Origin of the sequence: Cobetia amphilecti, assembly GCF_020217465.1 — a bacterium.
Lineage (GTDB): Bacteria > Pseudomonadota > Gammaproteobacteria > Pseudomonadales > Halomonadaceae > Cobetia > Cobetia amphilecti.
In genome coordinates, this window is the sequence record NZ_CP084115.1 from 249233 (window position 1) to 262153 (window position 12921).

Below are 12921 nucleotides of genomic sequence, written 5' to 3' on the forward strand. Positions count from 1 at the left end.
CTGATGTCAGCAGGTGCTGAAACACACGCGGGTTGCCCCGCGTGTGTTGGTTGCCTGCAGAGGGGTTACGGAGTCACGGGGCCGACGCTGATGGACATGTTGTTACCCACGGAGGTCGCGGCATTATTGATGACCGGGCCTTCGAAGCTGCCTGTCGGCGGCAGATCCAGCGTGATGTTGCTGACTTTGGCAGTCGAGCTGATGTTGGCGAAGCTCATCTGGGTATTGTCGGCAATCAGGGCGCTATCGATATCAGTGCTATCCAGAGTGACCGACATATTGTTGCCTACGGAGGTCGCGGCATTGTCCACGCTCAGGTTGAGAATGTTGTCGACCTTGGCCAATGATTCGACTTCAGCAGTGCCCGGGTAGAAGAAATAGCCACCAGAACCCGCCAAGAACTGCTCATTGTGTAGGTTGACCATGGCATCACTATCCACCGAGACATTGTTGCCCACCGAAGTAGCGGCATTCTCAAGCGACTCTAGGCGAGTAATGTCAGGATTAGGCGTGGAGCCGGCATAGCTGATATAGACATCGACATCAGCGTTAGCGTTTGCAACTGCATCTGCACTCGCATTGGCTGCTGAATGATGATTCCAGCTGTGTGCATTCGCAGCGGATGACGCGCTGCTGCCTGCACTGAGGCTATCAACTAGTTCGATGGAAGGGTCACCTGCTTCACCTGCACCGTAGCTGACATCACTGACGATGGCTTCGGAGCTGACGTCACCGATCTGCTTTTGCAGACTTTCGACCATCACCAGGCCGCCTGGATCTTTGATTTTCGGGTCAATATAGACATCAATATTGACATCAGTATTGACATACCCATCCCAATTCCAATCCACGTTATTGAAGGCTTGCGCTTGGCTTGCCATCATCACACCACTTACGAGACCGATGGCGACTGCGAGCTTATTATAGGTAGTCATTGTCATGTTCCTCATGAATGTTGACTTATTGTGCTGCGCTGGATGCTGCCGATGTTTCTGTTGCAGGTGCCTCTGTTGCGGGTGCTTCTCTCAACGGTGTTGCGACTGCTGCGGTACTGCCTGATGCCGAATTGGCTGCGGCCACTTGCTGCGTGTTGCCGTCTTTCGCTGCAACATGCTGTCCCGGGTGAAGCTCGCATTCCTGTCCCGCAGGTACAGGAAGCCCCAGGCCTTCAGTCAGAAGCTGATACGCGCCCATCTCCACGACTGATCTCACGCCCAGCTGCAGTGGTTCATTGCGTACTGCGCCGGAGTCAAACTCGACCAACTGATTGCCGAAGAAGCGGTAGATACCGGCTTCGACTTCATAACCCACCACCTGCTTCTGCAGGCTGGTGACATAGACGGTGCGGAAAGTGCGGATATCGACCATGCGCAGATCCAGGCCGACGTTGATGACTGCAGTGCGCAGTCCGGCCCCGATTCCGCTGACGAACAGGCGAGCTCCACCACTTGAAATGTTGTAATTGAGCTCTGTCAGTGCGCCGAGAACTACGAAATGCGAAGGGAGAACTGCCAGTTTGCGCGGCGAGTAGGCCATGGCCTTATTCTCGAAAAGCTGCTGCTCTGCCAGCGGGACTCGTACATCGAGACGCTCGGTAAGATGTACCTTGCGAGTCTTGTAGAGAGCACTTATCAGCATCTCTGATACGCCCTGGGTCACGGCAGCACTCTCTGTCACGGTGGAGTAACTGCGTTGACCGGTCTTGTCCGTCACCTGACCCACTGCAATCACAGGCAGGTTGGTGGCTCCCTGAATTCGACTGAGTGATACGAGGCATTCGCTATATGGCGTATTGTTGGAGGTGACTGGTGGCCCTACGACCGGTTCGACATTGTCGAATTTCGGTTCGACAGCGGCGCAGCCCCCCAGCACTGTGGCCATGCAAGCGGCCATGCATATCCGTGGCTTAAACATGCTGGAAGTTCCCCTGGTGTGACGCATGATCCTGCGCCGTTATTTTCTCTCTGATATGTCTCTATCAGTTGTTCTGCCGTGTTTTCTAAGGGGCACGAAGCGTGCCAAACAATTTCACAATATTTCACAGACACTTACGCATTAATGCGCAATGTTGCGTGCGATGCGTTTTGCAAATGGCGAAGCGAAGTGAGGGGAAATACCACGGGCGTGGTGCCAGTGATGAGTCGCTGATTAAGCCGGTTATCTCACGGAAGATGAGAATTCGCGGCAACAGGATGAGTCGGGATTGGCGAGAGGGGATGACTGAGGGAATTTGTCATCCGCGAGGCACAGGCAGCCTCATGTTTTCTTGAGAAGGGTGATGGCGGGTGTGGTGTGAGATTGGATGGTCTTTTAACGTTCTTGCGGATCAGATCTCTGTGCTTATTTCATGAATCTCGGGGTTGAAGTCTGTTGCATGGCCCATAGGTGGGACAGTGCGGGCAAGCCGCATGCTAGAACGCCAGATTCCACTTTCCTCAATGCAGGACATTGATGCCTTAAGGAGAGCATGATGACAGCTTCACGCCATATGACCTCGTACAACGCCACTTCTGCTCTTTCGTCCAAGCAACGCCAACATGAGCAGACCGATGGTGGCAACGTCAGCGCCGCTGCAGAAGCCTCCAATCAGCAGCTGGACGCCCGTCAGACCAATGCCGACCGTGATCAGGCGCCGGAAGCCTATCTCGACAAGTCGGGCAGCGACCGAGGGTCCGATCACTCGCGAGACGCCTATCCGACGCGTCTGAGCCAGCCGCCGGAGCATCTGTGGCAGAAGCGCCGCGAGCCCGTCGTGCACTCGCGTGCCGATGAGGGGCCGCTGGGTGCCGACCAGCTCAAGCGCTTCAAGAAGGACGGCTTCCTGTTCGAGCCGGAATTCCTGGCGCCGGAGGAAGTCGAGGCGCTGAAGAACGAGCTGGCAGCGCTGCTCGACAACGAAGAGTGGCAGGGTCGTGATTTCACCATCACCGAGCCCAAGAGCCGCGAGATTCGTTCCATCTTCGCCGTGCATTTCCTGTCTGAGCGCTTCAGAAAGCTGGCGGAAGATCCGCGCCTGACCAGCCGTGCGAGCCAGATTCTCGGCGGCGATGTCTATCTCCATCAGTCGCGCATCAATTACAAGCCGGGCTTCGAGGGCAAGGGCTTCAACTGGCACTCGGACTTCGAGACCTGGCACGCCGAGGATGGCATGCCGGAGATGCGCGCGGTCAGCGCCTCGATCATCCTGACCGACAATCACCACTTCAATGGCCCGCTGATGCTGATCCCCGGCTCGCATGAAGTCTTCGTGCACTGCCTGGGCGAGACGCCGGATGACAACCACAAGTCATCCCTGCAGACCCAGAAGGTCGGTGTGCCCTCGCGCGAAGCACTGAGCGAGCTGATCGCTGAACGTGGTATCGAAGCACCGACCGGTGCCGCCGGTGGTCTGTTGATGTTCGACTGCAATACGCTGCATGGCTCCAACGCCAACATGTCGCCGGACCCGCGCAGCAACGCCTTCTTCGTCTACAACCGCGTCGACAATGCGATGCAGGCACCCTTTGCCGCCGCGCGTCCGCGCCCGGAATTTCTCGCGCACCGTCTCGATGGTGGCTGGGATGAACTTGAAGACTGAAGTTGAAGACTGAAGTGGAAGACCGAGCTTGAAAGCTGAGCTTTGAAGGTGGCAGTGGACTGAACTGCACAACGCCGGGTTGCGCTCAGGCGGCGAAATCTCGGACGTTGGTGTGGTAGTGGCAGGCTGTCGGGGCGACGTATCATTGCGATATCTCTCATTGATCGTCTTTCATTGATCCTCCATCACGCCCCGACAGGAGTTCTGCATGCCGCTTGCTCAGCGTTTCACCCCGCGTTTCAGCGATGGTCGCGTCTTCGCTCATGACCTCGGCAAGGTGGTCTGTGTCGGCCGCAATTACGCAGCCCACGCCGCGGAGCTCGGCAATGAAGTGCCCAGCGAGCCGTTGCTGTTCATCAAGCCCGCCACCAGCGTGACGCCGATGGACAAGCCATTGGCGATCTCTCGGCGTCGCGGCCAGTACCACTACGAGGCCGAACTGGCACTGCTGATCGGCAAGCCGCTGTGTGAAGCCAGTGAAGCAGAGGCGCTGGAAGCACTGGCCGGCATGGGCCTGGCACTGGACCTGACCCTGCGTGAGCGCCAGAGCAAGCTCAAGGCCAAGGGCCAGCCGTGGGAGCTGGCCAAGGCCTTCGATGGCAGCTGCCCGTTGTCTTCTTTCGTGGCGCTGGAAGGGCCGCGTTGGCGTGATGCCGATGGCGAGCTGCACGATGTGGATTTCCAGGCGCTGCACTATCGCTTTGCCATCGATGGCGAGCAGCGCCAGCAGGCGGATACCAGCCTTATGCTGTTCCCGATTGCTCGCCTGCTCAGTGAGATCAGCCACAGCTTCACCCTGTTGCCCGGCGATGTGGTGCTGACCGGCACGCCGGAAGGCGTCGGCGAGCTGAATCCGGATCAGGCGCTGGCACTGGCGCTGGATGCCCCGGATGGCAGCGGTGAGCTGCTGCGTGTCGAGACACGCACGCGCGGAGTGGCATGACGTCTGGGTCTGTTCCAGCCAGAACCTGAACTTGAGCTGGCTCTGAACAGCCCTGAGCGAGTAGACAGCAGCTCTGAGCGAGTTGAAATCAGCCCTGAGCGGGTTAAAAAAAGCCCCTGCCGGGTCACCGGCAGGGGCTTTTGCTGTCTGGGCTTTTACTTTTGCTATCCGGGCCAATCCTTCCGAACCTGATCCTTCCAAACTCGGTTCATTGAGCCAGGGCCCGAGCCTCGGCAGCGTTTCAGCTCTCCAGGTAGGTATAGCCGTCGAGACCGGCCTTCAGGTCTTCGAGCAGATCTGCCTGTTCCAGCGCATTCAGATTGGATGACTTGAGCTGACGCGCGAGGCGTGCGGCCAGCTGCTCCGGGTCGAAGTTCACGTAACGCAGCACCTGCGCCACGCTATCTCCCTGAATCGCATGGGAAAGCTGCCACTGGCCATCGTCGTCGAGGCTGGCATCCACGGAATCGGTATCGCCGAACAGGTTATGCAGGTCGCCGAGGATTTCCTGATAGGCGCCGACCATGAAGAAGCCGAGCAGCTTCTCTTCATCGGCATGCCATTCCGGCAGCGGCAGGGTGGCGTCCAGGCCCTGATCATCCACATAGGTGTCGATGCGGCCATCGCTGTCGCAGGTGATGTCCTGAATCACGCCACGCCGGGTCGGCGCGCGGTCGAGGCCGGTCAGCGGCAAAATCGGGAAGATCTGCTCGATGCCCCAGATGTCCGGCAGCGATTGGAACAGCGAGAAGTTGACGAACAGCTTGTCGGCCAGCTTCTCGTTCAGCTCATCCAGCACCGCGCGGTGCGAGCGCTGACGGGCATCGAGACGTCCGGCGAGGCTGCGGCACACGTTGGTATAGATGGCTTCGGCCTCGGCACGGATGGCGATGCTCGCCAGACCCATCACGAAGCGCTCCTGCACCTGATGCTGGGCATGCACCACCGCGTGGTAGATCTCGACCAGCTCACGTGGCTCAAGCTGTCCCTCCAGACGCGCGGCCTGGGTCCACAGCGCGGCGATCTGGGTGTCATCCTCACGCGGTGCGGGCAGCGGCAGGTTCACGCGCTCCTCGCCGATCACGTCCGTCACCAGCACCGCGTGGTGGGCGGTCAGCGCGCGGCCGGATTCAGAGATGATATGCGGGTGAGGCAGGTCGTTCGCCTCACAGACTGCATGGAACGCCCCGACCACGTAGTCGGCATACTCGCGCATCGAGTAGTTGAGCGAGCAGGCGCTTTCCGAGCGCGTGCCTTCATAGTCCACGCCCAGGCCGCCACCGACATCGACGATTTCCACGCCGGCGCCAGCTTCGTGCAGGCCCTGATAGAAGCGTGCGCACTCGGCCAGACCGCGCTGGATATCGCTGATGTCCGCGATCTGGGAGCCAAGATGGAAGTGGACCAGCTTGAGGCAGTCCAGCGCATCCACCTCGCGCAGACGCTCGACCAGCGCGACGATCTGACTGGCGGTCAGGCCGAACTTGGACTTCTCGCCGCCGGTGTTCTGCCAGTTGCCCTTGCCGATGGTGGCCAGGCGCGCGCGCAGGCCAATGCGCGGACGCACGCCGAGGCGCCTGGCCTCTTCCAGCACCAGTTCCAGCTCGCTGGCCTTCTCGACCACCAGATGCACGCGGTGGCCGAGCTTCTCGCCCATCAGCGCCAGACGCACGTATTCGCGGTCCTTGTAGCCATTGCAGACGATCACCGACGGGCCGCTGTCCGACAGCGCCAGCACGGCGAGCAGTTCCGGCTTGCTGCCGGCTTCCAGCCCGACACGCCCGCGTGAGCGCTCGCTGGTCGCCAGCAGTTCCTCGACCACGCGACGCTGCTGATTGACCTTGATCGGGTAGACGGCGGTGTAGCTGGCGCCATAGCCGCGCGAGCTGATGGCGGCATCGAAGGCGGCGCACAGCTGCTCGACGCGGTCATGCAGGATATCGGCGAAGCGAACCAGCAGCGGCAGGCGCAGGCCCTGGGCGCGCGCCTTGTCGATCAGCGAGATCAGCGGCAGCGCAGGCGTGCCCGGCTCGCCATGCGGGCGCACCAGTGTCAGGCCATCCTGGCCCACGTCGAAATAGCCGCTGCCCCACTGGTCGATGTTGTAGGTGCGGCGTGCTTCGGCTGCAAAGGAGGTCATCGCGGTCTCCGGAGATGGACGGCGTGAAGGCAAGCCCGGCGGTGCTCAACAGGTGTGGGCAGCGTCGGAGAAGACAATGACGCCCGCAGGAATGCGGGCGCTCAGAGGGCGCATTATGCCTGCTGGGGGCCAGCAGGCAATTGCTTTGACGACTCGGTCAGTACGGAAGGTACCGATCAGGCCGGTTGCGTGGCCTCGGGCAGCGGCAGAGCGCCTTCCTCGATACGCCGACCCAGCAGCTGGCGGTACTGTGCCGGGTCCTTCGGCGTCAGGCTGTGGGCGGGCGGGTCCACGTAGACCACCAGCAGGCGTGACAGCCAATAGCGCAGCGCGGTCATGCGCAGCATGCTCGGCCACAGGCGGCGTTCGTCGGCGTTCATCGGGCGCTCGGCCAGATAGGCACTGAGCAGGGCGTCATAACGCGCCTGGTCCAGACGGCCATCGTCATTGGAGCACCAGTCATTGACCAGAATCGACAGATCGAAGATCAGGTCGCCGGTGCAGCCGTTGTAGAAGTCGATGATGCCGCCGAGGCGGTCGCCGTCGAACAGGGTGTTGTCGCGGAACAGGTCGCCATGCAGCGCGCCCTGCGGCAGCTCGACACCGCTGAAAACGTCTTCGCAGACATCGATCTCGTCGGCCATCAGCGCCTGGTCTTCCGGGCTCAGATACGCCAGCACCTTGTGGTGCATCGGCTTGATCCAGTGCAGGTCGCGGGTGTTGGGGCGGTGGCCGGTGAAGTGCTGCGAGACGGCATGCATGCGCCCCAGCGCCGCGCCGATCTCGCGGCACTGGGGCACGTTGGGCGAGACCGGCCAGTTGCCCGGCATACGCGGGAACAGCAGCGCCGGCTTGCCTGCCAGCACCTTGAGCGCCTGGCCGTCGCGGTCGTGCAACGGGCCCGGCACCGGCAGCTTGTGGCTGGCGAGGAAGTCGAGCAGCTCGACGAAGAAGGGCAGTTCCGCATGCTCGCCCTGCTCGAACAGGGTCAGCACCATCTCGCGGCGATCGGTGGTGACGAAGAAGGTCGAGTTCTCGGTGCCGTGCGCGACATCCTCAAGCGATGTCAGCGTGCCTGCGTCGTACTCTGCCAGAAATTCTGCGACCTGAGCGTCGCTCAGGGGGGTAAAGACTGCCATGGGTGACTCTTCTCGCCGAAATGTGTCCGCCCCGCCAGTGGCGCGCCGCCGGAGCGAAACGGCGGCAATGCGCTGACAGGAGTTGTTGTAGGTATGCAGGAAGGATGCCGCCACGCCCGGGGGCAAGAGATGTGCCGCGGGCGTGACGCCTGTCGCTGCTGGTTCAGCTGTCGCGTGAACCAGATGCCGAGCTTATCACTTTTTCAGTGCCCAGCCGGGTACCTTGAGCTGGCTGGCACTGGTGACGCTGGACTTGATGAAGTTGCCGTTGCCGTCACTGTCGAGCAGGAAGAAGGGCGCGCCGCCCTTGGGGATGATCTCGATGGCATACAGATGGCCATTGACGCGGTATTCGCGCAGCTGGCGGTCATCCTGCTGACGGCTGGTGATCTGCGGCTTGGGGGCCTCGCTCTCGGCGACAGCCAGCGGCGCACTCAGGGCGGTGACGGCCAGCAGCAGCCCGGTGGCCAGCAGCGTGGGCAGGCGCAGCAGGGAATGCGGAGCAATGGAAGCAGTCGAGCGCATGACAATCCTCCTTTACACAAGCGCAGCCTGTATCAGGTTCCGCGTGCAAAAGTTCTGTGAGCAAGGGGCCTGCAAGCAGGGTGCCTGCGAGCAAGCACCCGGTGCGTACCCGTGCAGAAGACAAGCGAATCGGCGCTGGCCTGAAACCTTGCCTGATGGGCGCAGTTTACGTCCCTTGCCGGCAGTGTGCACGACTTCCCGCCATCAATGCCGGGCGCAGAAGACACACGCGCCGAGGGTGGCGACTGTGCCTCGCCGCAGCCCTTGCGTATCATGACAGCCATAGCTGCCGAGAGGTTTTCGGCCCCGACTCTGCTTGCCCCAAGCTCACCCTTCAGCCTACGGATGCGACTGCTCATGGCCGCCACGCCGATCGTTCTCGTCGATGGATCTTCCTATCTCTATCGTGCCTTTCATGCTCTGCCGCCGCTGACCACCTCCAAGGGCCTGCCCACCGGCGCGGTGAAGGGCGTGATCAACATGCTCAAGAGCCTGATTCGCCAGTACCCGGACAGCCCCATGGCGGTGGTCTTCGATGCCAAGGGCAAGACCTTCCGCGACGACATGTACCCGGAGTACAAGGCCCAGCGCCCGCCGATGCCGGATGACCTGCGCCTGCAGGTCGAGCCGCTGCATGCCTGCGTGCGTGCCCTTGGCCTGCCCCTGCTGTGCGTGGAAGGCGTCGAGGCCGATGACGTCATCGGCACCCTGGCGCGCATGGCGACCGAGGCCGGGCGTGACGCCGTCATCTCCACCGGCGACAAGGACATGGCCCAGCTGGTGAACGAGCACATCACCCTGGTCAACACCATGAAGAACGAGACGCTGGACGTGGACGGCGTCACCGAGAAGTTCGGCATTCCGCCGAACCTGATCATCGATTTCCTCGCGCTGATGGGCGACAAGGTCGACAACATTCCCGGCGTGCCGGGCGTGGGCGAGAAGACCGCGCTGGGCCTGCTGCAAGGCATGGAAGGCGGCCTCGACACCATCTACGGCGATCTCGATCGCATCAAGACGCTCAGCTTCCGTGGCGCCAAGACCCTGGCCAAGAAGATGGAAGCGCATCGCGAAGATGCCTATCTCTCCTACCGTCTCGCCACCATCAAGCTGGACTGCGAGCTGGAATATGGCCTGGATGACCTCGCGATCGCCGCGCCGGACACCGCCGCGCTGGTCGAGCTCTACAAGGAGATGGAATTCCGCGCCTGGCTGAAGGAGCTGCTGGAAGGCGGTGACATGGCGGCCACGCCGCATGCCGATGAGAAGGACAGCGGAGTCGCCGGCAGTGACCTGTTCGGTGACAGCATCGCGCCGGTCGCTGAAAAGGCCTCAGGCAAGGGCAAGACCGCCGCTGCGCCAACGCCTGATCTGGAAGCGGCGGAAGAGGGCGATGAGATGCCCGATGCGCTGCCGCCGCGTGAGGAGCGCAACTACCGCGCCATCACCGAGCAGGCCGAGCTGGATGCGTGGCTCGAGCGCGTGCGCAACGCCAACTCGCTGTGCTTCGATCTCGAGACCACCAGCCTCAACTACATGGAAGCCGAGATCGTCGGTATCGGCATGGCGCTGGAAGTCGGCGAGGCCGTCTACATTCCCGTCGCTCACAGCTATCTGGATGCCCCCGCGCAGCTGCAGCGCCAGGCCGTGCTGGAAGCGCTGACGCCGATTCTCGCCGATACCGCCATCACCAAGATCGGCCAGAACCTCAAGTACGACATCGAGGTGCTGGCGCGCTATGACATCGCGGTGGCCGGCCCGCTGGCCGACACCATGCTGATGTCCTACGTGCTCAATTCCACCGCGACCCGTCACGACATGGACTCGCTGGCGCTCAAGTATCTGGGCGAGAGCACCATCAGCTTCACCGACATCGCCGGCAAGGGCGCCAAGCAGCTGACGTTTGATCAGATCGCGCTGGAAGAGGCGATGCCGTATGCCTGCGAGGATGTCGACATCACCCTGCGCCTCGCCGCGCTGCTGATGCCGCGCATCGAGAAGCTGGGACGTCTGGATGAAGTGCTGCGTCAGTTCGAATATCCGCTGATTCCGGTGTTGGCACGCATCGAGCGCAACGGCGTCGCGATCGACCCCGAGCGCCTGCACGTCCAGACCCGCGAGCTGACCGAGCAGATCCACGACATCGAGAAGCAGGCCTTCGAGCTTGCGGGCCGCGAATTCAACCTCTCTTCGCCCAAGCAGCTGGGCGAGATCCTCTTCGAGGAGCAGAAGCTGCCGGTCAAGAAGAAGACGCCCAAGGGCGCGCCGTCCACCGCCGAAGCGGTGCTTGAGGAGCTGGCGCTGGACTACCCGCTGCCCAAGCTGATCATGCGCCATCGCGGCATGACCAAGCTCAAGAGCACCTACACCGACAAGCTGCCGCAGCTGGTCAACCCGACCACGCGTCGCCTGCACACCAGCTACCATCAGGCCGTCACCGCCACGGGGCGTCTGTCGTCGTCTGATCCGAACCTGCAGAACATCCCGGTACGCAGTGACGAGGGGCGTCGTATCCGTCAGGCCTTCATCGCGCGCCCCGGCTATCGTATCGTCGCGGCGGATTACTCGCAGATCGAGCTGCGCATCATGGCGCACCTCTCCGGTGACAAGGGTCTGCTTTCGGCCTTCGCCGATAACCGCGACGTGCACGCCGCCACCGCCGCTGAAGTCTTCGGCACCGAGGAAGCGCGTGTCACCAGTGACCAGCGCCGCAGTGCCAAGGCCATCAACTTCGGGCTGATCTACGGCATGTCCGCCTGGGGCCTCTCGCGCCAGCTGGATATCGAACCCGGCCAGGCCAAGACCTACATCGAGCGCTACTTCGAGCGTTATCCGGGTGTCGCCACCTACATGGAAGACACGCGTCAGCTCGCCGCCGAGCAGGGCTACGTCGAGACCATCTTCGGCCGTCGCCTCTACCTGCCGGAAATCGGCTCACGCAATCACGCGCGTCGCAGCGCTGCCGAACGCACCGCCATCAACGCCCCGATGCAAGGCAGCGCCGCCGACATCATCAAGCGCGCCATGATCGACGTGGATGCCTGGCTGGCGGGCAGCGACGGTGTCGACAGATACGACGCCATGATGGTCATGCAGGTACACGATGAACTCGTCTTCGAAGTCGCCGAAGCGCAGGTCGACGCCTTCATGAAAGACGTCGCGCAGCGCATGCAGAATGCCGCCTCCCTCGATGTCCCGCTGCTCGTCGAAGTCGAGCAAGGCGACAACTGGGAAGAAGCGCATTAATAACGATTAGCTTATTCTCTAAAAAGTGCTTCTTCTGAAGAGGAGAAGCACTTGTAAAATTTTTAATAGGGCTTTAGGAAATTAATGGATTTTCTTATATTGTGTAACCCGTTGATTTTTGTGAGTATATCCAAAAACTCTTCTTTTAATACGCCCTTTTCTGTTTTTTGTCTCGCGTTTAATTCTTTGACATTTGATTTGTATTTTCTTATGTAGTCTTCGCTATACTTGAGGTTATATCCAAAATCATAAAGTGCTCGTAAGCCTGAAACGTACTCAACGGTAACGAGATGCTGATTATCACTCCATGCTTTTGTCTTTAATTTATCGTATTTTATTAGATCATCGAGACTCGGCATGTAGATTTTAATCATTTCTTTGCTTTGTTTCGGCGTATTGCCATAATCCATGTTGATTTCTTGCCAAGATGAATAATATGCATCAAGTGATTCTTCAGTCACCCCTAGTAAATCAAGATCCATATTTATATTTAATGAAAACTCATAATGCTCTCGTATAATGTTTATACACTGAATAAATTCTCGGTTACTTAGCGAATATTCTGCCCTTAATTTTTCTTTTTGTAGCGTAAAAACATCTTCTTTCCATTGATCTCTTGAAAGTAAACACTCAGAGATATGCATTATGTCTTGCCTAGATAGTTTTTGCGTAAAAGATCCTTTGCTGTATTCTTCTATAAGGTTTTCACTAAGCATGTTGAGTTCTTCCATTCTTTCTTCTATGTAAGTGAATACGTGATTAAGTCTTTCAATATTTATTATCCTGACTTCAGTCAAATGTCTTATCTTGTTATTGCTTTCAGGATATCGAAATGTTTGACCTTTAGCGTCAATCTTCCCTATGTCTTTAATATATTGGTCAAGAAGAGTGATGAGCTCATAATATCTTTTATCTATAGACGCTGATTTTGTTTTAAAAGTTTCCCATATTTCATTTATATCATGGCCCATTATATTCTCTAATGATGACTCTTGATTTTTGAGACTAGATAGCTGTTGAAGAAGTAATAGCTCGTTTTTTATTCTAAGTTCGATAGAGTGTCTCATGTTAAAGCAAATTGGATATATCATTTCGTCTTGATGATATTTTCCACTATCATCTGATAGGTATAGTTCTATTAGTGCGTTGGCCGAAGTAGAATAGCCTCGTGCAAAATGCATGATGCCAGGCATCCCGTTGTTACCTACGCAAGCATTATGGATAGTATTGAGTCCATTTCCAAATACTAGATTATCCATTATGTAGATCCTTTTATCATTAATGTCTCTTAGTGATTGTATAACATAAATTATTATCAGTTTTTGTTTTCATCTACGACCACTGGCTACGT

The 12921-nt window shown here is 58.8% G+C and carries 9 protein-coding genes; 3 read left to right on the forward strand and 6 right to left on the reverse strand.

The annotated features are described in order from the left end of the window. Positions 1 to 65: 65 nt before the first annotated feature. Complete coding sequence (locus LCW13_RS01150) at positions 66 to 935, reverse strand: hypothetical protein (RefSeq protein WP_043333251.1); 870 nt, start codon at positions 933 to 935, stop codon at positions 66 to 68. A gap of 25 nt (positions 936 to 960) precedes the next feature. Next, complete coding sequence (locus LCW13_RS01155) at positions 961 to 1881, reverse strand: CsgG/HfaB family protein (protein ID WP_225347483.1); 921 nt, start codon at positions 1879 to 1881, stop codon at positions 961 to 963. Positions 1882 to 2470: 589 nt separating this feature from the next. Between LCW13_RS01155 and thpD the strand changes: the two genes are divergently transcribed. Together thpD and LCW13_RS01165 are read left to right on the forward strand one after the other, a co-directional pair. After that, positions 2471 to 3577 (forward strand): ectoine hydroxylase, encoded by a 1107-nt coding sequence (gene thpD / locus LCW13_RS01160; protein ID WP_318527669.1) that lies wholly within the window; start codon positions 2471 to 2473, stop codon positions 3575 to 3577. 208 nt (positions 3578 to 3785) lie between these two features. Further along, positions 3786 to 4520, forward strand: coding sequence for a fumarylacetoacetate hydrolase family protein (locus tag LCW13_RS01165; RefSeq protein ID WP_043333250.1), 735 nt, complete (start codon positions 3786 to 3788; stop codon positions 4518 to 4520). Between the two features lie 241 nt (positions 4521 to 4761). Here LCW13_RS01165 and speA read toward each other — a convergent pair whose 3' ends face one another. The 3 genes from speA to LCW13_RS01180 form a co-directional block, all read right to left on the reverse strand. Then, complete coding sequence (gene speA, locus LCW13_RS01170; protein WP_043333249.1) at positions 4762 to 6660, reverse strand: biosynthetic arginine decarboxylase; 1899 nt, start codon at positions 6658 to 6660, stop codon at positions 4762 to 4764. A gap of 176 nt (positions 6661 to 6836) precedes the next feature. Then, positions 6837 to 7799, reverse strand: coding sequence for a homoserine kinase (locus LCW13_RS01175; protein ID WP_043333248.1), 963 nt, complete (start codon positions 7797 to 7799; stop codon positions 6837 to 6839). 195 nt (positions 7800 to 7994) lie between these two features. After that, entirely contained in the window at positions 7995 to 8324 is a 330-nt protein-coding gene (locus LCW13_RS01180; protein ID WP_082388170.1) for a DUF2782 domain-containing protein, read from the reverse strand. A 357-nt stretch (positions 8325 to 8681) separates the two neighbouring features. Here LCW13_RS01180 and polA point away from each other — a divergent pair, with 357 nt between their 5' ends. After that, positions 8682 to 11570 carry a DNA polymerase I gene (polA, locus tag LCW13_RS01185; protein WP_043333247.1) on the forward strand — a complete coding sequence of 963 codons (2889 nt, stop codon included), beginning with the start codon at positions 8682 to 8684 and terminating at the stop codon, positions 11568 to 11570. Between the two features lie 62 nt (positions 11571 to 11632). Here polA and LCW13_RS01190 read toward each other — a convergent pair whose 3' ends face one another. Then, a complete protein-coding gene (locus tag LCW13_RS01190; protein ID WP_153635079.1) occupies positions 11633 to 12829 on the reverse strand; it encodes a hypothetical protein in 1197 nt (398 codons plus the stop codon). Positions 12830 to 12921: the final 92 nt, after the last annotated feature.

Coding starts and splice junctions, on each gene's coding strand:
- LCW13_RS01150 (WP_043333251.1), bottom strand. CDS start 935: ATGACTACCTATAATAAGCTCGCAGTCGCCATCGGTCTCGTAAGTGGT.
- LCW13_RS01155 (WP_225347483.1), bottom strand. CDS start 1,881: ATGGCCACAGTGCTGGGGGGCTGCGCCGCTGTCGAACCGAAATTCGAC.
- thpD (WP_318527669.1), top strand. CDS start 2,471: ATGACAGCTTCACGCCATATGACCTCGTACAACGCCACTTCTGCTCTT.
- LCW13_RS01165 (WP_043333250.1), top strand. CDS start 3,786: ATGCCGCTTGCTCAGCGTTTCACCCCGCGTTTCAGCGATGGTCGCGTC.
- speA (WP_043333249.1), bottom strand. CDS start 6,660: ATGACCTCCTTTGCAGCCGAAGCACGCCGCACCTACAACATCGACCAG.
- LCW13_RS01175 (WP_043333248.1), bottom strand. CDS start 7,799: ATGGCAGTCTTTACCCCCCTGAGCGACGCTCAGGTCGCAGAATTTCTG.
- LCW13_RS01180 (WP_082388170.1), bottom strand. CDS start 8,324: ATGCGCTCGACTGCTTCCATTGCTCCGCATTCCCTGCTGCGCCTGCCC.
- polA (WP_043333247.1), top strand. CDS start 8,682: ATGGCCGCCACGCCGATCGTTCTCGTCGATGGATCTTCCTATCTCTAT.
- LCW13_RS01190 (WP_153635079.1), bottom strand. CDS start 12,829: ATGGATAATCTAGTATTTGGAAATGGACTCAATACTATCCATAATGCT.